Consider the following 21,778-nt stretch of genomic DNA (forward strand, 5'->3'; position numbering starts at 1 on the left):
TGTCGCGGTTAGCGGTCAGGGCTTACAGCCTAATAAGCTCAGCGCACGCCGGCCTGCTCCTTGAGTAAGCGGGCGAGCGCCGCCGCCTCGACCGGTCGACTGATCAGAAAGCCCTGAATCTCATCGCAGTGGTGCGCCTTGAGGAAATCCATCTGCGCCTGGGTTTCCACCCCTTCGGCGACCACCTTCAGCTCCAGGCTGTGGGCCAGGGCGATGATCGCCCGGGTGATCGCGGCATCTTCACCGCCCTTCGACAGGTCGCGAATGAAGGTCTGATCGATTTTCACGTAATCCACCGGAAACCGCTTGAGGTAACTGAGCGAGGAATAGCCGGTACCGAAGTCATCGATCGCCAGCTTGACCCCCAGGGCACGCAACTGTTGGAAGGTGCTGATGACACTTTCGACGTTCTCCATCAGCTGGCTTTCGGTGAGCTCCAGCTCAAGAAACTGCGGCGCCAGGTCAGTTTCCTCAAGCACCTGACGCACCAGGCTGGTCAGATTGCCCTGACGCAGCTGATGCACCGACAGGTTTACCGAGACGCGAATATCCGCCAGCCCCTGACGCTGCCATTCGCGCGCCTGGCGGCACGCCTGACGCAGGACGAACTCACCGATGGGCGCGATCAAGCCGGTTTCCTCGGCCAGGCCAATGAAGTCGCCGGGGGGCACCAGGCCCCGCTGCGGATGACGCCAACGCACCAGCGCCTCGGCGCCATTCAGGCTGTCATCGGCCAGGCAGAGCTTGGGCTGGTAGAACACCTCCAGCTGACCCTCGTCGATGGCCTTGCGCAACTGGGTCTCCAGTTGCAGGCGTTCCAGGGTGCAGGCCTGCAGGTTGTCGGTGAAGAATTGGAAGCTGTTGCCGCCCAGATGCTTGGCATGCTGCATGGCCATGTTGGCCTGGCTGATCAGCGCGGTGATTTCCCGCGCGTTGTCCGGCCACAGGCTGATGCCGACGGACGCACTGACCACCAGCTCCTGATCGCCGACCGTCAGCGGCACCCGCAACTTGGCCAGCAGGCGACTGGCCAGGCGCGCCAGGCTGGACAGGCTGCCGTAGGAGTCGAGCAACACCGCGAATTCGTCGCCGGACAGGCGCGCCAGGGTGTCGGCCTCGGGCACCGCCTGGCTCAGGCGCCGGCTCATCTGCCGCAACAGCTGATCGGCCACGTCATGCCCGAGGCTGTCATTCAACAGCTTGAAGCGATCCAGGTCGATGTGCAGCAGGGCCAGGCTACGGCCACTCTGGCGCGCGCGCTGGCTGGCGTCATGCAGGCGCTCGCGGAACAGGCTGCGATTGGCCAGACCGGTCAACTGATCGTAATGCGAGAGGTAGCGCAGGCGCTCTTCGGATTCGCGCCGCGACGATAGATCGGCGAAGAAGCCCACCACATGACTGACATTGCCCCGCGAGTCGCGCACAACGTTCAACTGCAGCCACTGCGGGTAGAGTTCGCCGTTCTTGCGCGCCTCGAGCAGTTCGCCCTGCCAGCTACCGCACTGTTCCAACTCCAGGCGAATCAGCTGGTACTGCTGGCGCGCCTCGCGACTGCTGATAAAGCTGATCACGTTTTTACCGATCAGCTCATCCTGGCGGTAGCCGGTGACTTGCCTGAACGCGCGGTTGACCGCCAACAGGCGGTAGTCCGGATCGAGAATAACGATGCCTTCGCTGGCCGCCTCGAACACCGTGGCGGCCAGCTGCTGCTGCTGTTCCTGCTGCTTGCGCACACTGATATTGCGCCGCGTGCCCAGCATGCGCAGCACCCGTCCCTGGGCGTCGTGCTCGACTGCGCGGCCACGGTCCTCGATCCACACCCAGTGCCCGGCGGCGTGCTTGATCCGGTACTCGATCTGGTAACCGTCGGTACGCCCCTTCATGTGCTCGACCAGGGCGCGGCGCAGGGCCGGCAGGTCGTCCGGATGCAGGCGCGGTTTGAGGTCGCGCAACATGACCTGGACCGCGCCGGGTTCGAGGCCGAAAATCTCCTTGAGCTGCGAGTGGTGCACCTGGTCGCTTTGCAGGTCCCAGTCCCACAAACCCAATTCGCTGGCTTCCAGGGCCAGGGCCAGACGCGCCTGGCTCTTGCTCAGGGCATGCGTGGTTTCGTCCAGCTCCAGGGTGCGTTCGGCCACGCGCATTTCCAGTTCGCGGTGGGCAGCGCGCAGCTCGCGCTCGGCTCGTCGGCGCTGTTCGATTTCCCGCGCCAACTCGACATTCAGGCCTTCGGCCTGCAGCTTGGCATGCTCCAGGTTGCCGATCAGCGCCAGGTTCTGGAAGCGTTGCAGCAGGCTGCGCTGCACCAGGCGGTTGACCTGCCAGGCCACTACCAGCAGGGCCAGGGCCAGGATCACCCCGAGCAGGCCCCAACCACGCAGCAAGGGGTGGTCGCTCAGCAGCAGGTAGGCCAGGGTAGGCAGCAGACAGGGTAAGGCGAAGGTCAGAAACGCCGACAGGCTCACCGCATAGGCGACGCTGGCGGAGAGAATCGCCGCGGAAATCAGCCCGTAGACCAGGGCCTGCTGGTAGAACTCGTCGGCCGGCACCAGGGCGATGGCGGCATAGGCCAGGGTCAAACCTGAGGCCGCGGCGCCGAACAAAAAACGCCAGCGCCAGTACGGCCGGGCCTGACGGCTCGGCGCCGCGGCGTTGAACGCGGTGACCTGAACCAGGCGCAATACGCCGAGCAGCACCAGCCAGACCAGCCAGCCGGAGAGCAACCCGCGATTGTGCGGTGTCCACAGCAGGTAAGCGCAGGCCAGGCCGCTAAGCATCATCAATAGGGTCGGCACCCGTGAGCCCTGGTACAGCAGGCGGGTCCGTTCGGCGGCGATGTCGGTGACGAATTGCTGATCAATCTCGGTCGAGATGTCCAACATCGACTCGGCTACTGCGGTGCTCGTGATGGCAGTCATAGGCGCTATTCTTGTAAGGGTTGCCTAGGCGTCGGCGGAGCATACCCGAGGCAGAGACTGCACCCAAGATCGATCTGCGCGATTTCATCGCCCGCCAGCCTGGCTTTTGCCGAGGCGCGGCCCTGCAGCAGGGTCCCGCGGAGTGACCTGCCAGTCGTCAGTTGGCCACGGCGTGCTCATCTGCGGTTTGCCCTGCCTGCGCCCGCCCCCTAGAATGCCGCGATGCGCGACGATCTCTCTCTTCTGCTGAACTCTCTCAACGATGCTCAACGCCAGGCCGTAGCGGCCGGTTTGGGCCGTCAGTTGGTCCTGGCCGGTGCTGGCTCCGGCAAAACCCGTGTGCTGGTGCACCGTATCGCCTGGCTGATCCAGGTGGTGAACGCTTCGCCGCACAGCATTTTGTCGGTGACCTTCACCAACAAGGCCGCCGCCGAAATGCGCGCGCGCATCGAACAGATGCTCGGCATGAACCCGGCGGGCATGTGGGTCGGCACCTTCCATGGCCTGGCGCATCGCCTGTTGCGGGCGCACTGGCAGGAAGCCGGCCTGGCGGAAAACTTCCAGATTCTCGATTCCGACGACCAGCAACGCCTGGTCAAGCGGGTGATCCGCGAGCTCGGCCTGGACGAGCAACGCTGGCCGGTGCGCCAGGCCCAGTGGTTCATCAACGGGCAGAAGGACGAAGGCCTGCGTCCGCAGCACACTCAGCCGGGCGGCGACCTGTTCCTCGCCACCATGCTGAAAATCTACGAAACCTACGAAGCGGCCTGCGCCCGCGCCGGGGTCATCGACTTCTCCGAGCTGCTGCTGCGCGCCCTCGACCTGTGGCGCGACAAGCCGGGCCTGCTCGAGCACTACCAGCGGCGCTTCCGGCATATCCTGGTCGACGAGTTCCAGGACACCAACGCCGTGCAGTACGCCTGGCTGCGCCTGCTGGCCAGGGACGGCGACAGCCTGATGGTGGTGGGCGACGATGACCAGTCGATCTACGGCTGGCGCGGCGCCAAGATCGAGAACATTCACCAGTACAGCCGCGACTTCCCGGACGCCGAGACCATCCGCCTGGAGCAGAACTACCGCTCCACCGCCGGCATTCTCAAGGCCGCCAACGCGCTGATCGCCAACAACCAGGGGCGCCTGGGCAAGGAGCTGTGGACCGAGGACGGCGACGGCGAGCCGATCAGCCTGTACGCCGCCTTCAACGAACACGACGAAGCCCGCTACGTGGTCGAGTCGATCGAGGACGCGCTGCGCAAGGACGGCCTCAAGCGCAGCGAAATCGCCATCCTCTACCGCTCCAACGCCCAGTCGCGGGTACTGGAAGAGGCGCTGCTGCGCGAGAAGATTCCCTACCGCATCTACGGCGGCCAGCGCTTCTTCGAGCGCGCCGAGATCAAGAACGCCATGGCCTACCTGCGCCTGCTCGAAGGTCGCGGTAACGACGCCGCGCTGGAGCGGGTGATCAACGTGCCGGCACGCGGGATCGGCGAGAAGAGCGTCGAGGCGATTCGCGAGTACGCCCGCGGCCATGACCTCTCCATGTGGGAGGCGATCGGCCTGATGCTCGCCGGCAAGGTCCTGCCCGGCCGCGCCTCCGGCGCCCTGGCTGGCTTCATCGAGCTGATCGAGAACCTCGCCGCCAAGGTGCTGAGCATGCCGCTGCACCTGATGACCCAGACCGTCATCGAGCAGAGCGGCCTGATCGCCTACCACAAGGCGGAAAAAGGCGAGAAGGCCCAGGCGCGCATCGAAAACCTGGAAGAACTGGTCAGCGCCGCGCGTGCCTTCGAGAACGACGAAGACGACGAACAGTCGCCGCTGCAGGCCTTCCTCGGCCACGCCTCGCTGGAGGCCGGCGACACCCAGGCAGCGGAAAATGAAGACAGCATCCAGCTGATGACCCTGCACAGCGCCAAGGGTCTGGAGTTCCCCCAGGTGTTTCTGGTCGGCGTGGAAGAAGGCCTGTTCCCGCACAAGATGAGCCTGGAAGAGCCCGGCCGCCTGGAGGAAGAGCGGCGCCTGGCCTACGTCGGCATCACCCGCGCCATGAGCAAGCTGGTGATCAGCTACGCCGAGACCCGTCGCCTGTACGGCAGCGAGACCTACAACAAGGTGTCGCGCTTCGTCCGCGAGATCCCGCCCGCGCTGATCCAGGAAGTGCGCCTGTCCAACAGCGTCACCCGGCCCATGGGCTCAGGCAATCGCGGTATGAGCGGCGGCAGCATGTTCGCCGGCAGCGCCGTACCGGATACCGCCTTCAGCCTCGGCCAACGTGTACAGCATGCGTTGTTTGGCGAGGGCACCATCCTCAACTTCGAGGGCGGCGGCGCGCAGGCGCGGGTACAGGTCAACTTCGAAAGCGAAGGCAGCAAGTGGCTGATGCTCAGTTACGCCAAGCTGGAAGCCCTGTAAGAATCGACGCCAGTTGGAATAGGGACACACATCAAATTAGGACTGCTGGGCTTGCTTCTCGGGGCCGCGTTAAAAACGCTTCCGTCAAAACACTTACACCCAAGGATGCTGAGCATTTCAGCTCGCGCTAAAAATAATACAGGGAAAAAACCATGAAATATCCATTGTTCCTGGCTGCACTGATCGCCTCGAACGTTACCCTCGCAGACACTTTCAATGGGCCTTATCTGGGTGCCTACAGCGGCTACAGCTGGAGCGAAGATGAAGGCAAGGGCCAGTTTCAGGCCACCGGGGTAAAAAGCAACTGGGCGCAAACCACCAACCCCAGAGGCATCCAGTACGGTCTCCTGGCCGGCTATAACTGGACCTTTGAAAATAATCTGTTGCTCGGAATAGAGGCCGACTACGAAGGCCGCGCCGATGACACCGACCGCGATTATCAGGCCTTTAACGGACAGCCCGATCCGTCTTATCACGCCACGACTGAGTTGACTGAGGCCGGATCGCTAAGAGGCCGCGCAGGCTATCTCTTCAACAAGCAGTTCCTGCTTTATGCCACCGCAGGCTACTCGGCGGTACGGGTCGAAAGAACCTGGCAGGACACCCTGGCCCAAGTGAAGGAATCACATACCCGCTGGCAAGACGGCTGGGTGGCTGGCGTCGGCGCAGAATACCTGCTGAACGCCAATATCTCCGCGCGACTGGAATACCGCTACGCGGATTACGGTACGGAAATGGTGCCCGCCAACCTGTGGGGCGAAGAGTACAAGCAGCGCTTGACCAGCAAAGCGCTACAGGCGGGTATTGCTTACCAGTTCTAACGAACGGCGGCCTCAAGTAAGCTCAAGAATCTACCTCCCAGGCAGTGCACTGTGGAAAGAAGCTTTTTCCACAGCTGGAGTGCGAGTCGTCTTGCCAATGCTCAATCAAGACGACGCTCCGCTCCAGCGCTGAACACTCCTTGAGCTGCTTGGTAATAGCTGCAGCATAAATAAGACAGACATTAAGGATGCCTCGATGAATCACCGCAACCTTCTCGGCGCCACCCTGGCCCTGCTGGCCGCCCTCGGTCTGGCTGGCTGCAATGACGAAAAAGCCAGCCCCGAGCAAGCCGCCGTCGCGCCGGTGCAGAGCTATCAGTGGAAGATGGTCACCGCCTGGCCGAAGAACTTTCCCGGCCTGGGCACCGCCGCCGAACGTCTGGCCGAGCGGGTCAAGACCATGAGCAACGGCCGCCTGACCATCAAGGTCTACGCCGGTGGCGAACTGGTGCCGCCGCTGGAGGTGTTCGACGCGGTCTCGCGCGGCACCGCCGAACTCGGTCACGGCGCGGCCTACTACTGGAAGGGCAAGGTGCCGGCAGCGCAATTCTTCACCGCCGTGCCGTTCGGCCTGTCGACCGCGGAAATGAACGCCTGGCTGAGCAAGGCCGGCGGTCAGCAGATGTGGGACGAGGCCTATGCCCCCTTTGGTGTGAAGCCCATGGCCGTAGGCAATACCGGGATGCAGATGGGCGGCTGGTACAACAAGGAAATCAATTCGCTGGATGACCTCAAGGGCCTGAAGATCCGCATGCCCGGCCTCGGCGGCGAAGTGCTCAACCGCCTCGGCGCGACCACCGTCAACCTGCCGGGTGGCGAGGTGTTCACCGCCCTGCAGACCAACGCCATCGACGCCACCGACTGGGTCAGCCCTTACAACGACCTGGCCTTCGGTCTGCACAAGGCGGCCAAGTTCTACTACTACCCGGGCTGGCAGGAACCCCAGGCGGTATTGGAGCTGCTGATCAATCAGAAAGCCCTGGACAGTCTGCCGCTCGACTTGCAGGCGATCCTCACCGAGGCGGCTCGCGCGGCCAACCAGGACATGCTGGACGACTACGTCTATCACAACGCCCTGGCCCTGGATGAACTGAAAAAGCAGGCCACCCTGCTCAAGCGCTTCCCCGACGAGGTGCTCGACGCCATGCACTTCGAGGCCGAAATAGTGCTCGGCGAACTGGCCGCGCAGAGCGAGCTGAACGGACGTATCTGGGCCTCGATGAAGGCCTTCCAGGCCCAGGTCAGCCAGATGCACCAGCTGTCCGAGAAGGAACTGTACAACTGGCGCTGAGCCCGGCGGTACAGCCAACGCAATGACCCAGCACAAACGGAGCCTTCGCCTCCGTTTGTCGTTTCTGGCCACCCCTTTGCTACTGCCGGCCCATACTCGAAAGCGAGGTGAGCCGATGAAAAAACCGACCGTTAGCGCCGAGCAGGTCCTCGACGCGGCACTGCAACTGGCCGATGACTGTGGCTGGGAGCGTCTGCACCTGTTCGAGGTGGCGGCGCACTTGGGCGTCGGCCTGGACGCCATCGCCGCGCATTTTCGCGATAAGGATCAACTGGTCGAAGCCTGGTTCGACCGTGCCGACCGCGCCCTGCTAACGCGCGCCAAAGCCACCGATCTGGTCGCGCTGGAGCCTGCCAGGTGCCTGGAGGAACTGCTGATCGCCTGGCTCGACAGCCTGGCCGCGCACCGCGCGGTGACCGGGCAGATGCTGTTCTACAAACTCGAACCAGGACATCTGCACCTGCAGCTGCTGGGCCTGCTGCGCATCAGCCGCACCGTGCAGTGGTGGCGCGAGGCCGCCCGGCGGGAAACCCTGTACTTGCACCGCATCGCCGAGGAAAGCCTGCTCAGCGGCGTCTACCTGCGCTGCTTCATTCACTGGCTGCGCCATCCCACCGAGGACCCGGTGGAGTTCCGCGCCCTGCTGCGCCGACAACTGCGCTGTGGCCCGCTGTTGATGTTGCTGCGCCAGGCCTAGTGGTTTGTACGGCTAATGGCTGGTCAAATCCGCCATCCGCGCGACCAGGCTCCACTCGCTCGGCCGCGACGATTGTTGCAGGCCGACCTGCACGCCCTGCGCAGAGTGCGCTGACCCCGGCGGCCAGGGCACCTGATCGATCAGCTCATGCAGCGACTCAGCTCGTCTTCGGCAAAGGCTTTGGGGAAGTTCCTGACAACGATCCCCCCGACGGATGGCTGAAGGGTTCGCGCGCGGCAGCAGGCAGCAGGCAGCAGGCAGCAGGCAGCAGGTTGTACCGGTACAGCTAAAAAGCAAAAGCCCGAAACACTCTGCGGCTGGCCATCGCCTCGTTGCACGTGCAAGATGCCGCGCGTAGTTCCAACAACCGAGAGCACCTCCATCATGCAGCGTTTCCTCAGCATCGCCCTGGTTATCTGCCTGGCGCTAACCTTCAGCTTCGAAGCCCACGCCAAGCGCTTTGGCGGCGCTAAATCCTTCGGTTCCGCGCCGAGCCACCAGACCCGCCAGACCTCGACACAACCGAGCGCCGGCACCACCGCCGCCGGGCGCCAACCCGCCGCCGCCAGCGGTGCCTCGCGCTGGCTCGGCCCACTGGCCGGTTTGGCTGCTGGTGGCCTGCTCGCCTCGATGTTCATGGGTGATGGCTTCGAAGGCCTGCAGATCATGGACATGCTGATCTTCGGCCTGATCGCCTTCCTGCTATTCCGCTTTCTCGCCGCTCGTCGCCAGCGCAGCCAGCCCATGGCCGCCAATGGCGCGCCCTACCAGCGCGAGATGCCCGCCGCAGCCAGCCCGATCTTCGGCGGCAGTTCGGCGGCGATCAAGCCGGTGATCAATGCGCCAGCCTGGTTCAACGAGCAAAGCTTCATCGCGGCCGGCCGCGAGCACTTCCTCAGCCTGCAACAGCACTGGGATGCCAACGAAATGGAGCAGATCGCCGAATTCGTCACTCCTCAGTTGCTGGGCTTCCTGACTCAGGAACGCACCAGCCTGGGCGACGGTTTCCAGTCCACCTATATCGACAACCTCGACGTGCAGCTGGACGGCGTCGATGACACCGCCGAGAAGACCGTGGCCACCCTGACCTTCATTGGCCTGGCCAAGACCTCGCGCTTCGACCAGGGCGAAAGCTTCAGCGAAAGCTGGCGCCTGGAACGCGCAGCGGGCGACAACCAGCCTTGGCTGGTGGCGGGCATTCGTCAGAACTGATCGGTTCGTTTGTGCACACAAAACCCCAGGCACGCCTGGGGTTTTTTATACCGGTATGCTCAGCGGCCAGCACTCAACGGCGATCCTTCGCCCGCGGCCGACCGACACGATGCGCCTGGCGCTGGGCGATCGAGCGGCGCCAATAGAAGATCGGCGGCGCCGACGGCCTAGGCGGGCCCTTGCGGACAAAGCTCACAGACTTCGGCATGCGGCACCAGTTTGAGAAACTGCTCGGTGCTCATATGCACCAGGCTCTCATGATCGCCGGCCTCGAAATAGATATCCTGCTGGCGGGTCAACTGCGGATCGACCCGCATGTTCATCCCGTAAGGCTCACCTACCGCCGGTACCGCGCCCAGCTCACAATCCTTGAACAGGCCGGCGATAGTGGACTCGTTGCTGAGCTGCCAATGCTCGGCCCCTTTGCAAACCATGCTCATATCCAGGTGCCGACTGGCCGGCAGCACCGCCATCAGGTAGTGGCCCTGGCGATCATCCAGAATCACCGGTTTGGCCAGACGCTCTGCCGGAATGTTGGCCACCCGTGCCGACTCCAGACTGCCTGCCGAATGCGGGTGCGGCACCAGATCGAACTGACACTGCGCCTGCTCCAGGCTGCGCTGTAAGGTTGCTGCCATATGCATGATCCACCTCCCGTTGCCAGCCGATACCCAAGGCGGCTGGCTAAGCGACGATCCCATGGATGAATTTTAGTCTGCGCGCACGCGCCAGGCTGCAACACTTGGTGCTAGGCGGGTACCCTCGACAGCAGTACTGGGTCTATCCGTAGCGGAGCAAAGCCAGTGCGCATTGCCATGCGCACTCAGCTCAGTGAACGCCCCTGCAACCAGAATTCGCCGGTGAAGCGCAGGATGCTTTTTCTTCCCGGCACCAGCTACTGTATAAAGCGCATCAGAATGCATTGAGGGCCTATTGCCGTGGAAGAAGTCATCGAACAACTGCGCGAACTGAACGAACCCGTGCCGGTGCCCCTGGAGCTACCGGATGAGGAAACCCTGGTGGAAATCCAGGAGCAGATCCTGATTCACCTGCCCTACGAGTTGCGCGAGTTTCTGCTCCAGGTCAGCGATGTGGTCTACGGTCGCCTGGAGCCGGTGACCGCCGCCGACCCGCAGTCGCACACCTACCTGCCGGAAGTGGCCTCGATGGCCTGGTCGCTGGGCGTACCGCGCGAATTGGTGCCGATCTGTGAGGACAGGGGCAACTACTACTGCGTCGAAGAAGACGGCACCGTGCTGCTGTGGGAAGGCGATACCGGCGAGCTCAACGAAGACGAAACCTGGGAATCGGTCTGGCACTGGGTGCGCGACGTCTGGCTGGAGAGCTGAGTACCAGGCCCGGGCTGCGCAGTGCGCGGCCCCAAGGCTCAGCGGCCCACGCCCTCAGCCGCGCGCCGCACTGTCCAAATCCAGCAGACTGAGCAGGAATTGACCGAAGAAACTCAGATCCTGCTCAATCGCCGCCCGCGCGCCCTTGCCATCGCCAGCGCGCAAAGCCTGCAAGACGTCCTCATGAAAGTCGTTGAGGCGTAACAGCAGGTCCGCTTCGGTAAACAGGCGATTGAAGAACGGCCCGACCTGCAGCCATAGGCTCTCGATCATGCGCAGCAGAATCGGATTGCCGCAGGCACGGTACAGGGTCATGTGGAACTGGCTGTTGTCCTTCAGGTAGCCCTGCACATCGCGCTGTTCCAGCGCCTGTTCCATCCGCACGATGCAGCCGTGCAGCCGCTCGATCTCAGCCTCACCGATACGCGGCGCGGCCTGTTCGACCGCCAGGCCCTCCAGACTCAGGCGCACCAGGGAAATCTGCTGGAAGCGTTCGCGGGTCATCGCCGGTACCCGCACCGAACGTTGCTGCTCGCCTTCCAGGGCGCCTTCGGCGACCAAGCGTTGCAGCGCCGCGCGCACCGGCATCGGGCTGGTGCCCCAGGCGGCCGCCAGGTCGCGGATTTTCATCCGCTCGCCGGGCTGAAAACGTCCCGCCAGCAGCGCCTCGCGGATACGTTGGTAGAGTTGCTCCTGCAGGTTGTCGGCCATGCCCGGGTCACCCTGCGCACGCCGGCGGTGCCGGCAGTTGGTTGAGGGTCAGAAGACAGTTACGCATGCATTATTCCTTAGCGCTCAGGGCGCCTTGTTCTCGATCAGACAATTACCGCCGTCCACCACCAGCACTGCGCCGGTGATGTAGCTGGCTTCAGGGGATGCCAGGAAGGCCACGGCTCCGGCAATTTCAGCAGGACGCCCGGCGCGCCCCAGGGGCGTATAGGACGCGGCGCGCCGCTCTGCCTCGGTACTCGAGCCGGTGGCAATCCATCCGGGCGCCACGCTGTTCACCGTAATGCCCTGTTTGGCCACTTCCAGCGCCAAGCCCATGCTCAAGCCGAGCAGGCCCGCCTTGGCCGCGCTATAGGCCGCCTCGCCGGGGTTGCTGCCCCGGGTCCCGGTGGTCGAGCTGATATTGACGATGCGTCCGTAACCTCGGGCCTGCATGCCCGGCAGCAGGGCGCGGGTGAGCAGGAAGCTGGTGGTCAGGTTGCGCGCCAGCGACAGGTTCCAGGTCGCCAGGTCCATCGCCGCCACCTCGGCGAACGGCTCCGGGCTGCCCTGCATGGCCATGCCGGCGTTGTTCACCAGAATGTCGACGTGACCGAACTGCGCTACAGCCCAGACGGCCAGCTCCGCCACCTGCACTTCGTCGGTCAGGTCGGCCGCCAGGGCACGGGCGTCTATCCCTTCTGCCTGCAACTCGGTCACCCGCTGCTGGATTCGCGCACTGCTGGCCGTCAGCAGCACGCGCACGCCTACGCGGCCCAGGCGGCGCGCAATGGCCATGCCGATGCCGCTGTCACTTCCAGCTCCGCTGACCAGAGCAACCTGCCCCTGCCACATTGACTCAGTCACCTATCTTTCCTTTTGTGATCACAAAACTTACAAAATACTAACATAGCTCCCCACATCTGCCATCTATTGACATTTTTGTGATCACAAAATAAGAATGTGCAGAAATTCGAACGAGGTGTTTTGAAATGACTGCCAGTGGTATCAGCGAAACCGCCGTGGAAGCCTTCGTCGCTCGCGAGCGCCAGCGCTTTCTCGAGCAGAACCCACAGTCCGTGGCCCTGGCCGAACGCGCCCGTCACTCGCTGTACGCCGGCGTGCCGATGCACTGGATGGCCGACTGGTCGACCCCCTGCCCGCTGTTCGTCGAGCGCGCCAAGGGTGCGCGTTTCTATGACGTCGACGGCCACGCGTACCTCGACTTCTGCCTGGGCGACACCGGCAGCATGTTCGGCCACTCGCCGGAGCCGATCGCCAAAGCCATCACCGAGCAGGCCAGCAACGGCCTGACCAGCATGCTGCCGGGCGAGGACGCGGTGGTCTGCGGCGAGTTGCTGGCCGCGCGCTTCGGTCTGCCGTTCTGGCAGGTGACCGCCACCGCCACCGACTCCAACCGTTACGTGCTGCGCTGGGCGCGGGCGATCACCCAACGCAAGACCCTGCTGGTGTTCGACGGCTGCTACCACGGCAGCGTGGACGACGTGATGGTGCGCTGCCGCGACGGCGCGACTCAGCCACGCGCGGGACTGATCGGCCAGGCCTACGACCTGACCCAGTACAGCCGCTCGATCCCGTTCAACGATGTCGAAGCCCTGGAGGCCGCGCTGGCCCAGGGCGATGTCGCCGCGCTGCTGTGCGAGCCGGCCATGACCAATATCGGCATGGTGCTGCCGGCGCCGGGCTTCATGCAGCAATGCCGCGAGCTGACCCGCAGGTACGGCAGCCTGCTGATCATCGACGAGACCCATACCATCTCCACCGACATCGGCGGCTGCACCCGCTTGTGGAACCTTGACCCGGACTTCTTCGTGGTCGGCAAGCCGATCGCCGGCGGCGTGCCCTGCGGCATCTTCGGCTGCAGCGCGGCCATGGCCGAGGCCATGCTCAAGGCGCGCCAGCAGGCCAGCGAAGAGAGTCACGGCCACGGCCACAGCGGCATGGGCACCACCCTGTCGGCCAACGCCCTGGCCATGCACTGCATGCGCGCTAACCTGGAACAGGTGATGACCCAGGCCGCCTACGACCACATGCTGCCACTGGCGGGGCGCCTGGCCACCGGCTTGCGCCGCCTGATCGAAAAACACCAGCTCAAATGGTCGGTGACCGAGCTGGGCGCGCGTTGTGAATTCCAGTTCTGCGCGGCGCCGCCGAAGACCGGCGCCGAGGCCGAGGCGGCCTTCCACGACAGCCTGCAGATGGCCCTGCATTTGTATTTGATCAACCGCGGCATCCTCATCACGCCGTTCCACAACATGACCCTGTGCTGTCCGGACACCTGCGCGGAGGATGTCGACAGGCTGATCGCCACCCTGGACCAGGCGCTGGGTGAGTTGCTGGCCATGCCCGCCGCCCGCGAATAAGCCAGGGGGCGACATTGCGTAGCCCGGCTGCCATGGGCTCGGTCGACCCATCCCGGATTGCATCCGGGCTACATACATAAGGCATAGGCGCCCAAGCCGGCGCCCACGAGGTTTACATGCAATTCGCCACCCTTCAGGAAGCCGAAGACTTTCTCAACCAACACCCCGAGGTGCGCAGCATCGAGCTGTTTATCATCGATGCCAACGGCGTGCCGCGCGGCAAGCTGCTGCACCGCGATGAACTGTTGGCGATGTATAAAAGCGGCCGCCCGCTGCCGAGCACCATCCTCGGCCTGACCATCAATGGTGAGGATGTCGAAGACAGCGGCCTGGCCTGGGAGGTCGGCGATGCCGATTGCTGGACCTATCCACTGCCCGGCAGCCTGTGCCTGCAACCCTGGCGCGCGCAGCCGACCGGCCAGTTGCAGGTGAGCATGCACCCCAGCCAGGGCCTGCCGGCCGCCGTCGCCGACCCGCGGCATGTGTTGGCCAGGGTGATCGACAGCCTCAAGGTCGACGGCTATCACCCGGTGATGGCGGTGGAACTGGAGTTCTATTTGCTCGACCGCGAACGCGGCGAGCAGGGTCGCCCACTGCCGGCTCGGCAGGGCAACGGGCTGCGACCCCAGACCACCCAGGTCTATGGCGTCTATGAACTGGAGCAACTGCAACCCTTCCTCGACGAGCTGTACGCCGCCTGCGACGTGCAGGGATTGCCGGTGCGCACGGCGATTTCCGAGTACGCGCCGGGCCAGGTCGAAATCACCCTGGAACATCGCGCCGATGCCCTGCAGGCCATCGACGAAGGCATCCGTTACAAGCGCCTAGTCAAGGGCGTGGCGAATAAGCTGGGCTTGCAGGCCTGCTTCATGGCCAAGCCATTCGGCGACCTGGCCGGTAACGGCATGCACCTGCACGTCAGCCTGGCCGACGCACAGGGCAACAATCTGTACGCCAGCGAAGCGCCCAGCGGCACCCCGCTGCTGCGTCACTCCATCGGTGGCATGCTGAGCACCCTGCTCGACTCGCTGGCGCTGTTCTGCCCCAACGCCAATTCATTCCGCCGTTTCCAGGCCAACAGTTATGCGCCGCTGGCCAAGAACTGGGGGGTGAACAACCGTACCGTGTCGTTGCGCGTGCCGGGCGGGCCGGCCTTCAGCCGGCATATCGAACACCGCATCTGCGGCGCCGATGCCAACCCCTATCTCGCCGCCGCGGCCGTGCTCGCCGGCATCCACCTGGGCATCCGCAAACAGATCGACCCGGGCGCGCCGATCGAAGGCAATGGCTATGCCCAGGCCACGGAGTTCCTGCCCACCGACTGGCTCAGTGCCCTGCGCGCGCTGGAACACTCGAAGTGGGCCCGCGAAGCCTTGGGCGCGGAGTTCATCAAGGTGTTCCTGGCGATCAAGTACCACGAATACCGTCAGTTCATGGGTGAAGTCGGCGAGCAGGACTGGCGCTGGTACCTCAGCCAAGCCTGATGAGCCGCGCGCCGCGCAAAGTGACCGGTTTTACCTAAACTGGATTGACCACCGCCCAACTGGAGGATCGCCCCATGAGCACCCCTGTTGTCCTGATTACCGGCGCCGCCGGCGGTCTCGGCCGCGCTATTGCCAAGCGTTTCTCGCAGAGCCGCTGGCGGGTCACCGGCACCGATGTCGACAAGAGTGGCCTGCATGCCCTGAATACCCAGGTGCCGCTGGACTTCAGCGCCACCGCCGACCTGCGCAGCGCCGCTAACTGCCATGAGCTGATTGCCAAGGTCATGGCCAGCACCGGGCGCCTGGACGCCGTGATCAACGCCGCCGGGGTCTGGCGCGAAGGGACGGTGGCGCACTTCAGCGAAGAGGACTTTGACCAGGTCATAGGCGTCAACCTGAAGGCCGCCTTCTACCTCAGCCAGGCGGCCATCCCGCACTTGATGGAGAGCCGCGGCTGCATCGTCAACATCTCCAGCGACGCCGGCCGCCAGGCTTACCGTGGCTCGGCCGCCTACTGTGCGAGCAAGGCCGCACTGAACATGCTGAGCAAGACCCTGGCACTGGAACTGGCCGAACACGGCGTGCGGGTCAACGCCGTGTCACCCGGCGATATCGCCACGCCGATGCTCGACTACCAGGCCGAACGCTATGGCAAGGGCAACCCCAACGCCTATAAGCGCGAGCTGCTCAGCCAGTACCCCCAGGGCCGCGAGGCGCGCTTCCTGCGTCCCGAGGAAATCGCCGAGCTGGTCTGGTACCTGTGCCAGCCGCATGCGGAGGCCATCACCGGCGCCGATCTGGCGATCGACTTCGGCCTCTCGGCCGGCAAATAAGCCGGCGCCATGCACCTGCCATCACTCACATGCCGTTGGCGAAGGCCGCCGACTCGAACTGGATCGCCGTGCGCAGCGGGCGCATGGCCTGCGCATAGTGCACCAGCACCTGCAGCGCCCAGTCCGCTCGCGCGCGGATCCGCGCATCGGCCTGATCGACCGGCGCGCCGCCATTCATCACGCCGTCCACCTGGCGCACGATCAGCTGTTCGGGCAAGTAGCACAGTCGGCAGTTCTTGTAGCTGGAGGCACGCAGCTCGCTCAACGGATAGGCGCCACCGACCCCGGCCGAGACACCGACCAGCAGCCCCGGCTTGTGCCCCAGCTCGCGGCGCCCGGCGTAGACGAAGAAGTTCTTCAGCGCCGGGCTGGCCATGCCGTGCCACTCCGGGCTGACCAGCACCAGGCCGTCCGCCTCGCGCAGCAGCGCCGCGCAGTCGGCCCAGGCGCCGGCCTGATCCTCGGCCGGCCACAACGGCAGCGGGGTGGCGCCGAGGTCGATCAGGCTGAGGTCCGCCGCCGCGCAATGGCCCAGCTCCAGCAGGCGCCGCTGCAGGTAGGCGGCGACCTTGGCCGACTGGCTGGACGGCTGACTGGAGCCGGCCAGCAACACCAGCTTCAGACTCATTGCCCGGCTCCGTCACCCAGTGCCTGGGGCTCGCCGGCCTTGGCCGGCTTGCGGCTGCGCACCAGCGGCCAGAACAGCTCATGCTGCCAGCTCACCGGGCGCAGGTTCTCCACACCGAAGGCCTGGGGCCGACGCCGGGTGATCTTCGCCGTGCCGAACAGTACGTCCCAGAAGAACAGCAGGTTGCCGAAGTTGCCCTTGTAGTGGGTCACGCCATCGGCGGCGTTCTGCCCGTGGTGGGCGGAATGGGTCGCCGGGGTCGAGATGGTCCGCTCCAGCAGCCACATCAGCGGGCGCAGGGCGCGGATGCGATAGAGCCTGTCGTCCCAGGGCACACTGCTGTGGGCGCCGAAAATCACCGCCATCTTGACGATCAGGTAGCCGTAGTAGATCTCCGCCAGCCCCAGGTAGACCAGGATCGCGGACAGCCAGAGACCGGGCATCAGCAGGTAGTAGAAGCTGTTGTTGCGGTAGACGATACGGATGCTCATGTAGTCCGCCGAGTGGTGCGCACGGTGCAGGGCGTACAACCAGGGCACCCTGTGCGTAAGACGGTGCCACCCGTACTGGGTCATGTCGTCGCACAGCAACAACAGGCCGACCCCGGCCCACCAGGGCAGCTCGCTGAGCACGCCGCGCGCCTGGGGCAGCCACTGGGCGAGCAGGGTGTTGCAGAGGAAGAAGATCAGCGGGAAGGTCAGGCCGAGCAGCAGGCTCGAACCGATCACCTCGAGGGCGACGTCGCGCCACTGCCCCTTGGGCTGACGGAAACAGCCACAGGCCAGTTCCAGCAGGATGAAGCCGAGAAAGATCGCGCCGACCACCAGCGAGGGATTATTGGCGATTGTTGTTGGATTCATGGCAACCTCGACTGAGCCCGGCAGACGCACCGGGCGACAGCCCCATAAGAAGCCACAACGGCCCGAGGCAACATGCGCGAAACGGACAAAAACACCCGAGAACAGGCCAATCTGCCCGCCCGACGCTTCCACCGCGGCGCCCTCGGCCAGGTCCTCGAACGTTTCCTGCAGAGCCGCGCCAGCGCCTCGCCGGACTTCAGCCTGGCCGAGCTGGAGCAGTTGTGGAGCGCCGCCGCCGAGCACGATCCGGCCATCGGTCTGCACCTGTTCGGCCAGTTCAGCCCCCAGGACTGGCATGTGCTGGCGCACCTTTGCCTGTTCTGCGCCGACGTCGCCGAGGCGACCCGCTGCTGGGTGCGCTACGCCGGCCTGGCCGCCGACTCCGACCAGCTGCGCATCGTCGACACCGACGAGGGCCTGGGCGTGGAGCTGGACATAGACGCGCCGCCGCAGCTGGCGCGCTACCTGGTCGAACACTACACGGTGATGGCCGTGACCCAGATGCGCCGCGGCACCGGCCAGGCGCTGCTGCCGCTGCGCGCGCAGTTCCGCCACGCCCGCCCGGCCTACCATGAGCAATATCGGCCCTGGTTCGGCGAGCGGGTCGAGTTCAACGCCGCGCACAACCGCCTGCTGTTCGATCATTCGACCCAGACCCTGCCCATGCTCAACCGCCACCCGGGCATGGTCGAGCTGCTCTGCCTGGAGCTGGACCGCCGCCTGGCGCAGCGCCGTCACCTCGGCGGCTGGGCCGGCAAGGTTGCCGCCGCCGCGCGCCGCGCCCTGGAGCACGGCCAGCCGGCGAGTCTGGAGAGCATCGCCGAGGCCCTGCACCAGAGTCCGCGCACCCTGCGCCGGCGCCTGCAGGAACAGGAGCTGAGCTTCCGCCAGCTGCTCGACCTGCTGCGCGCCGACCTGGAGCAGCACTACGAGTTTCAGGGGCTCAGTCGTGCACAGATCGGCGAACTGCTCGGCTACAACGACAGCGCCGCCTACCTGCATGCGCGCAAACGCTGGCGTGACCCGCCGCCGGCCTGAGTCGTTCTGATAGATTAGGCGTAGTAGACCGCCTCAACCCGCCCCAACCTTGAAGAGCCCGCCCATGGAACCCGGAAACGCCCAGCTGTCGATGACCGTGTTGATGACCCCGGATATGGCGAACTTCTCCGGCAAAGTGCACGGCGGCACCCTGCTCAAATACCTCGATGAAGTCGCTTACGCCTGCGCCAGCCGCTATGCCGGGTGTTACGTGGTGACCCTGTCGGTGGATCAGGTGACCTTTCGCCAGCCGATCCATGTCGGCGAACTGGTGACCTTTCATGCCTCGGTCAATTACAGCGGTCGCACCTCGATGGAGGTCGGCATCAAGGTGGTCACGGAAAATATCCGCGAACGCTCGGTACGCCACACCAACAGCTGTTTCTTCACCATGGTCGCGGTCGATGATCAGGGCAACCCCACGCTGGTGCCGCAACGCCAGCCGCAAACCGCCGATGAACAGCGACGCTTCAGAGAAGCCGAGCAACGCCGGGCGATTCGCCAGGAACTGGAACGGCGCTACCTGGGCTTGAAAACCGAGAGCTAAGCGACGAGGCAAGACAGCGCCCGGCCGCGACTGGCAGAATGCACCGAGCAGCTGCCGCAGCCCCCTGCGACCCACGCAGCGCCCGCCTGGAGCCCCTGATGTTGACCCTCGGCAATATTTTCGTATTGATGCTGCTGGCTACGGCCGGGGCCTGGCTGTGGCACGCCCACGGCCTGCGCGAGCGCGCCCTGGCGCTGGTCAAGCAGCACTGCGTGAAGGCCGATATCGAATTGCTCGACGGCAACGTCGCCCTGCGCAAACTCACCCTGCTCACCGATGCCCGGGGTCACCGGCGCCTGGCGCGGGTCTATGGCTTCGAGTTCACCGTCACCGGCGAACAACGCCACGCCGGCAGCATCGTCATGTTCGGCCAGCACCTCGGACGCATCGAGCTGGCGGCGCACCCCTGCAAAACCCCTGCGGCCGAGAGCCCGCAGGTGATCGAGCTGGAGCAATGGCGGCGCGAGCGGCGGCCGCACGATTGAACGGCGTGAGCCGCATCGCGCCAGCCACGCCTATTGCCCGATCATCCAGCACCAGGACGGGCTGGGAGCCTGCCGGCTTTGCCGCAGCAGGGCAGCGTTAAGCCCGGCCTGCTGGAGCCGTTCAGCTGCGCTGCAACAGGAAGTCGGCCACCCGCTCGGCAGTCGCCGTGGGCCGCTCCTGCATAAAGCAGTGGCCGCCGTCGACCACCTGGGCCCGCACGTGAGGATTGCTGGCGCACCAGCGTGCCACCGACTTGGCGACGAAGGGGTAGCTGCGCTGGCCGTAGATCACCTCGGTCGGCGTGACCACCTTGGCCAGCGACGGCCACAGGCGCTTGGGGTAGGAGCCGAAGATATCCGCTTCGCGGCTCGGCCGACACTTCAGCTCCACGCCCTGCTCGGTGTCGTGCAGGGCATGCTCGATATAGGCCGCGAACGCCGCCTCGGTCCAGCCGCGGAACATGCCGCGACCGTGCAGGCCGGCATACGCCGCGTCTCGGTCCGGCCACTGCCGGCGGCGCTTGCGCGCCTTGCTCGCCAGGGTATTCAGGCGACCCAGGCCGACCACGTCGGACAGCGCCATCACCCCGATCATCGCCGGGCTGAACAACACCGGGTCGAGCAATACCGCACGCTGAAACAGCTGCGGTTGCTGAGCCAGCATCAGGCTGCTGAGCACCCCGCCAAAGCTGTGGCCGAGGGCGAACACCGGCGCCTCGGCGAAGCGCTCACGGCCCTCGGCGAAGGCCTCCAGGGCCAGCTCGGCGCTGCGATTCCAACCATGGAAACGACCGCCGTGATCACTGTCGCCGTGGCCCTGGACGTCGCACAACCAGAGGTCGAAGTCCTCCGCCAGGAGCTCCAGCAGCGGCTGATAGACCCGCCCGCAATAGCCATTGCCATGCAGGAAGTGCAGCACGGGTTTGCCGGAGGCCGGCGAATGCCAACCGCGCAGGGTAAAGCCGGCGGAACTGGCGTGGGACCAGGGGAGCAACTGCATGCAAAGCGCCTCGCAAAAATCAGCGCGCAGTGTAGCCAGTGCAAGAGGTCGGGTGAATCGGCGTTATTGCCTTTATTGCAGCCGACACGCCGCCATCGCGGCCTTGAGACACGCCGCATCCTGCGGCGTATCGAAGATCAGCTCGAGCCGCGAGTCCTTGCGCCACTCGCTGCTCTGCCACTCCAGCGCCTGCCCTTCCAGGGCGTTGGCCGAGCGCCAACCGGCATCGCTGTGCAGCACCAGCTTGGCCCGCCGCCAAGGCAGCGCGGCGAGCCACTGCTGCACCCGCATGCGTTCGAAACACTGGCTCGGGTGCCAGCGCCAACCGATGCTCCAGCCCTCGGGCTGGTCTTGGATTTGGCAGATTGGCTCCTGCGGAGAGTGCCAGATCGCCGCTAAAGCTGCTGGCTGCTCGGGCAGCGCCGCCAGCCCGGCGCCGCTCTCGGCCTGGGCGGCGAACCCCGGCAACTGCGCCAGCGCCAGCGCGGCCTGACTGGTCCAGTGCAGCGGCCGGGCTGGCAGTTGCGCGGCAAGCAGGGTCCTCGCCGCAGCGTCCAGGTTCTCAGCCTTGTTCATCAGCAGCAATCCCGCACGGCTCAGCGTCGCCTGCTGGCTCTGCGGCAGGGCCGCGCCTGCCGCCAACGCGGCAGCATCCAGCACCAGCACCGGCGCCTGCACGCTCAGCACCCCGGCCCACGGCGGCGCACTGAGCTGGCGTAACAGTTCCAGCGGATGGCCGAGGCCGGAAGGCTCGATCAGCAGGCGATGCGGCTTGGCCTTGCGCAGCAAGCGGCTCAGGCCAACCTGAAACGGTACGCCGTTGACGCAGCACAGGCAGCCTCCGGCGACTTCGCCGAGGGCGATGCCGGCGTCATCCGTACTGAGCAAGGCCGCGTCCAGGCCAATCTGGCCGAACTCGTTGATCAGCACCGCCCAGCGCTCATGCTCTGGACGTTGCGCCAACAGGTGACGGATCAGGCTGGTCTTGCCGGCGCCCAGGGGACCGGCGATCAGATGGGTGGGAATATTTTTCAACATGGCTCTATGGTGCGGTTTTACTGTGCGAAGGAGAAGTCCTCGGCACTCGCCAGCCCGCGCAGACGCAATAAAA

General features: G+C 65.1%; 20 protein-coding genes. 12 read left to right on the plus strand and 8 right to left on the minus strand.

Going from position 1 to position 21,778, the window contains the following annotated elements; genetic code table 11:
• Nucleotides 1–38: 38 nt before the first annotated feature.
• Nucleotides 39–2,918, minus strand: coding sequence for a bifunctional diguanylate cyclase/phosphodiesterase (locus tag FBY03_RS05850; RefSeq protein ID WP_147171259.1), 2,880 nt, complete (start codon nucleotides 2,916–2,918; stop codon nucleotides 39–41).
• 222 nt (nucleotides 2,919–3,140) lie between these two features.
• Between FBY03_RS05850 and uvrD the strand changes: the two genes are divergently transcribed.
• The 5 genes from uvrD (at nucleotide 3,141) to FBY03_RS05875 (ending at nucleotide 9,351) form a co-directional block, all read left to right on the plus strand.
• A complete protein-coding gene (gene uvrD, locus FBY03_RS05855) occupies nucleotides 3,141–5,330 on the plus strand; it encodes a DNA helicase II (RefSeq protein WP_147171260.1) in 2,190 nt (729 codons plus the stop codon).
• 152 nt (nucleotides 5,331–5,482) lie between these two features.
• Entirely contained in the window at nucleotides 5,483–6,151 is a 669-nt protein-coding gene (locus FBY03_RS05860; protein WP_147171261.1) for an outer membrane protein, read from the plus strand.
• A 196-nt stretch (nucleotides 6,152–6,347) separates the two neighbouring features.
• Nucleotides 6,348–7,442 carry a TRAP transporter substrate-binding protein gene (locus tag FBY03_RS05865; RefSeq protein ID WP_147171262.1) on the plus strand — a complete coding sequence of 365 codons (1,095 nt, stop codon included), beginning with the start codon at nucleotides 6,348–6,350 and terminating at the stop codon, nucleotides 7,440–7,442.
• A 115-nt stretch (nucleotides 7,443–7,557) separates the two neighbouring features.
• Nucleotides 7,558–8,139, plus strand: a complete 582-nt coding sequence (locus FBY03_RS05870; RefSeq protein WP_147171263.1) for a TetR/AcrR family transcriptional regulator — start codon at nucleotides 7,558–7,560, stop codon at nucleotides 8,137–8,139.
• A gap of 384 nt (nucleotides 8,140–8,523) precedes the next feature.
• Complete coding sequence (locus FBY03_RS05875) at nucleotides 8,524–9,351, plus strand: Tim44 domain-containing protein (RefSeq protein ID WP_147171264.1); 828 nt, start codon at nucleotides 8,524–8,526, stop codon at nucleotides 9,349–9,351.
• Between the two features lie 167 nt (nucleotides 9,352–9,518).
• Here FBY03_RS05875 and FBY03_RS05880 read toward each other — a convergent pair whose 3' ends face one another.
• Nucleotides 9,519–9,995 carry an aminoacyl-tRNA deacylase gene (locus FBY03_RS05880; RefSeq protein ID WP_147171265.1) on the minus strand — a complete coding sequence of 159 codons (477 nt, stop codon included), beginning with the start codon at nucleotides 9,993–9,995 and terminating at the stop codon, nucleotides 9,519–9,521.
• Between the two features lie 294 nt (nucleotides 9,996–10,289).
• Between FBY03_RS05880 and FBY03_RS05885 the strand changes: the two genes are divergently transcribed.
• Nucleotides 10,290–10,700 (plus strand): SMI1/KNR4 family protein, encoded by a 411-nt coding sequence (locus FBY03_RS05885; RefSeq protein WP_147171266.1) that lies wholly within the window; start codon nucleotides 10,290–10,292, stop codon nucleotides 10,698–10,700.
• Nucleotides 10,701–10,754: 54 nt separating this feature from the next.
• Here the strand turns inward: FBY03_RS05885 and FBY03_RS05890 are convergent, their stop codons facing one another.
• Nucleotides 10,755–11,411 (minus strand): GntR family transcriptional regulator, encoded by a 657-nt coding sequence (locus tag FBY03_RS05890; protein WP_147171267.1) that lies wholly within the window; start codon nucleotides 11,409–11,411, stop codon nucleotides 10,755–10,757.
• 84 nt (nucleotides 11,412–11,495) lie between these two features.
• Nucleotides 11,496–12,263 carry an SDR family NAD(P)-dependent oxidoreductase gene (locus tag FBY03_RS05895; protein ID WP_147171428.1) on the minus strand — a complete coding sequence of 256 codons (768 nt, stop codon included), beginning with the start codon at nucleotides 12,261–12,263 and terminating at the stop codon, nucleotides 11,496–11,498.
• 137 nt (nucleotides 12,264–12,400) lie between these two features.
• Here FBY03_RS05895 and FBY03_RS05900 point away from each other — a divergent pair, with 137 nt between their 5' ends.
• The 3 genes from FBY03_RS05900 to FBY03_RS05910 all read left to right on the plus strand — a co-directional run bounded on the left by FBY03_RS05900 (nucleotide 12,401) and on the right by FBY03_RS05910 (nucleotide 16,109).
• Nucleotides 12,401–13,792, plus strand: coding sequence for an aspartate aminotransferase family protein (locus tag FBY03_RS05900; RefSeq protein WP_147171268.1), 1,392 nt, complete (start codon nucleotides 12,401–12,403; stop codon nucleotides 13,790–13,792).
• A gap of 116 nt (nucleotides 13,793–13,908) precedes the next feature.
• Nucleotides 13,909–15,276 carry a glutamine synthetase family protein gene (locus FBY03_RS05905; protein ID WP_147171269.1) on the plus strand — a complete coding sequence of 456 codons (1,368 nt, stop codon included), beginning with the start codon at nucleotides 13,909–13,911 and terminating at the stop codon, nucleotides 15,274–15,276.
• Between the two features lie 74 nt (nucleotides 15,277–15,350).
• Nucleotides 15,351–16,109, plus strand: a complete 759-nt coding sequence (locus FBY03_RS05910) for an SDR family NAD(P)-dependent oxidoreductase (RefSeq protein WP_147171270.1) — start codon at nucleotides 15,351–15,353, stop codon at nucleotides 16,107–16,109.
• A gap of 25 nt (nucleotides 16,110–16,134) precedes the next feature.
• Here FBY03_RS05910 and FBY03_RS05915 read toward each other — a convergent pair whose 3' ends face one another.
• Nucleotides 16,135–16,737 carry an NADPH-dependent FMN reductase gene (locus FBY03_RS05915; RefSeq protein ID WP_147171271.1) on the minus strand — a complete coding sequence of 201 codons (603 nt, stop codon included), beginning with the start codon at nucleotides 16,735–16,737 and terminating at the stop codon, nucleotides 16,135–16,137.
• Complete coding sequence (locus tag FBY03_RS05920; RefSeq protein ID WP_147171272.1) at nucleotides 16,734–17,597, minus strand: sterol desaturase family protein; 864 nt, start codon at nucleotides 17,595–17,597, stop codon at nucleotides 16,734–16,736. Before FBY03_RS05920 ends, FBY03_RS05915 begins: the two co-directional genes overlap by 4 nt.
• Nucleotides 17,598–17,669: 72 nt before the next feature.
• On the opposite strand from FBY03_RS05920, the gene FBY03_RS05925 reads away from it, so the two are divergent.
• From FBY03_RS05925 to FBY03_RS05935, 3 genes are all read left to right on the plus strand, one after another.
• Nucleotides 17,670–18,635 carry an AraC family transcriptional regulator ligand-binding domain-containing protein gene (locus FBY03_RS05925; RefSeq protein ID WP_147171273.1) on the plus strand — a complete coding sequence of 322 codons (966 nt, stop codon included), beginning with the start codon at nucleotides 17,670–17,672 and terminating at the stop codon, nucleotides 18,633–18,635.
• A gap of 64 nt (nucleotides 18,636–18,699) precedes the next feature.
• Complete coding sequence (locus FBY03_RS05930) at nucleotides 18,700–19,182, plus strand: acyl-CoA thioesterase (protein WP_147171274.1); 483 nt, start codon at nucleotides 18,700–18,702, stop codon at nucleotides 19,180–19,182.
• Between the two features lie 98 nt (nucleotides 19,183–19,280).
• Entirely contained in the window at nucleotides 19,281–19,667 is a 387-nt protein-coding gene (locus FBY03_RS05935) for a DUF3301 domain-containing protein (protein ID WP_147171275.1), read from the plus strand.
• A 121-nt stretch (nucleotides 19,668–19,788) separates the two neighbouring features.
• On the opposite strand, the gene FBY03_RS05940 is transcribed toward FBY03_RS05935, so the two are convergent.
• Together FBY03_RS05940 and FBY03_RS05945 are read right to left on the minus strand one after the other, a co-directional pair.
• Nucleotides 19,789–20,667 carry an alpha/beta fold hydrolase gene (locus tag FBY03_RS05940; protein ID WP_147171276.1) on the minus strand — a complete coding sequence of 293 codons (879 nt, stop codon included), beginning with the start codon at nucleotides 20,665–20,667 and terminating at the stop codon, nucleotides 19,789–19,791.
• A 72-nt stretch (nucleotides 20,668–20,739) separates the two neighbouring features.
• Nucleotides 20,740–21,705, minus strand: coding sequence for a GTP-binding protein (locus FBY03_RS05945; protein ID WP_147171277.1), 966 nt, complete (start codon nucleotides 21,703–21,705; stop codon nucleotides 20,740–20,742).
• Nucleotides 21,706–21,778: the final 73 nt, after the last annotated feature.

It is taken from the genome of Pseudomonas sp. SJZ079, from assembly GCF_007993865.1.
Lineage (GTDB): Bacteria > Pseudomonadota > Gammaproteobacteria > Pseudomonadales > Pseudomonadaceae > Aquipseudomonas.

What these genes read in the sequence shown, in the direction of transcription:
- FBY03_RS05940 (WP_147171276.1), bottom strand. Translation starts at nt 20,667, where the DNA reads ATGCAGTTGCTCCCCTGGTCCCACGCCAGTTCCGCCGGCTTTACCCTG.
- FBY03_RS05910 (WP_147171270.1), top strand. Translation starts at nt 15,351, where the DNA reads ATGAGCACCCCTGTTGTCCTGATTACCGGCGCCGCCGGCGGTCTCGGC.
- FBY03_RS05890 (WP_147171267.1), bottom strand. Translation starts at nt 11,411, where the DNA reads ATGGCCGACAACCTGCAGGAGCAACTCTACCAACGTATCCGCGAGGCG.
- FBY03_RS05920 (WP_147171272.1), bottom strand. Translation starts at nt 17,597, where the DNA reads ATGAATCCAACAACAATCGCCAATAATCCCTCGCTGGTGGTCGGCGCG.
- FBY03_RS05925 (WP_147171273.1), top strand. Translation starts at nt 17,670, where the DNA reads ATGCGCGAAACGGACAAAAACACCCGAGAACAGGCCAATCTGCCCGCC.
- FBY03_RS05870 (WP_147171263.1), top strand. Translation starts at nt 7,558, where the DNA reads ATGAAAAAACCGACCGTTAGCGCCGAGCAGGTCCTCGACGCGGCACTG.
- FBY03_RS05895 (WP_147171428.1), bottom strand. Translation starts at nt 12,263, where the DNA reads ATGTGGCAGGGGCAGGTTGCTCTGGTCAGCGGAGCTGGAAGTGACAGC.
- FBY03_RS05935 (WP_147171275.1), top strand. Translation starts at nt 19,281, where the DNA reads ATGTTGACCCTCGGCAATATTTTCGTATTGATGCTGCTGGCTACGGCC.
- FBY03_RS05945 (WP_147171277.1), bottom strand. Translation starts at nt 21,705, where the DNA reads ATGTTGAAAAATATTCCCACCCATCTGATCGCCGGTCCCCTGGGCGCC.
- FBY03_RS05915 (WP_147171271.1), bottom strand. Translation starts at nt 16,737, where the DNA reads ATGAGTCTGAAGCTGGTGTTGCTGGCCGGCTCCAGTCAGCCGTCCAGC.
- FBY03_RS05860 (WP_147171261.1), top strand. Translation starts at nt 5,483, where the DNA reads ATGAAATATCCATTGTTCCTGGCTGCACTGATCGCCTCGAACGTTACC.
- FBY03_RS05875 (WP_147171264.1), top strand. Translation starts at nt 8,524, where the DNA reads ATGCAGCGTTTCCTCAGCATCGCCCTGGTTATCTGCCTGGCGCTAACC.
- FBY03_RS05880 (WP_147171265.1), bottom strand. Translation starts at nt 9,995, where the DNA reads ATGCATATGGCAGCAACCTTACAGCGCAGCCTGGAGCAGGCGCAGTGT.
- FBY03_RS05930 (WP_147171274.1), top strand. Translation starts at nt 18,700, where the DNA reads ATGGAACCCGGAAACGCCCAGCTGTCGATGACCGTGTTGATGACCCCG.
- FBY03_RS05900 (WP_147171268.1), top strand. Translation starts at nt 12,401, where the DNA reads ATGACTGCCAGTGGTATCAGCGAAACCGCCGTGGAAGCCTTCGTCGCT.
- FBY03_RS05865 (WP_147171262.1), top strand. Translation starts at nt 6,348, where the DNA reads ATGAATCACCGCAACCTTCTCGGCGCCACCCTGGCCCTGCTGGCCGCC.
- FBY03_RS05850 (WP_147171259.1), bottom strand. Translation starts at nt 2,918, where the DNA reads ATGACTGCCATCACGAGCACCGCAGTAGCCGAGTCGATGTTGGACATC.
- FBY03_RS05905 (WP_147171269.1), top strand. Translation starts at nt 13,909, where the DNA reads ATGCAATTCGCCACCCTTCAGGAAGCCGAAGACTTTCTCAACCAACAC.
- uvrD (WP_147171260.1), top strand. Translation starts at nt 3,141, where the DNA reads ATGCGCGACGATCTCTCTCTTCTGCTGAACTCTCTCAACGATGCTCAA.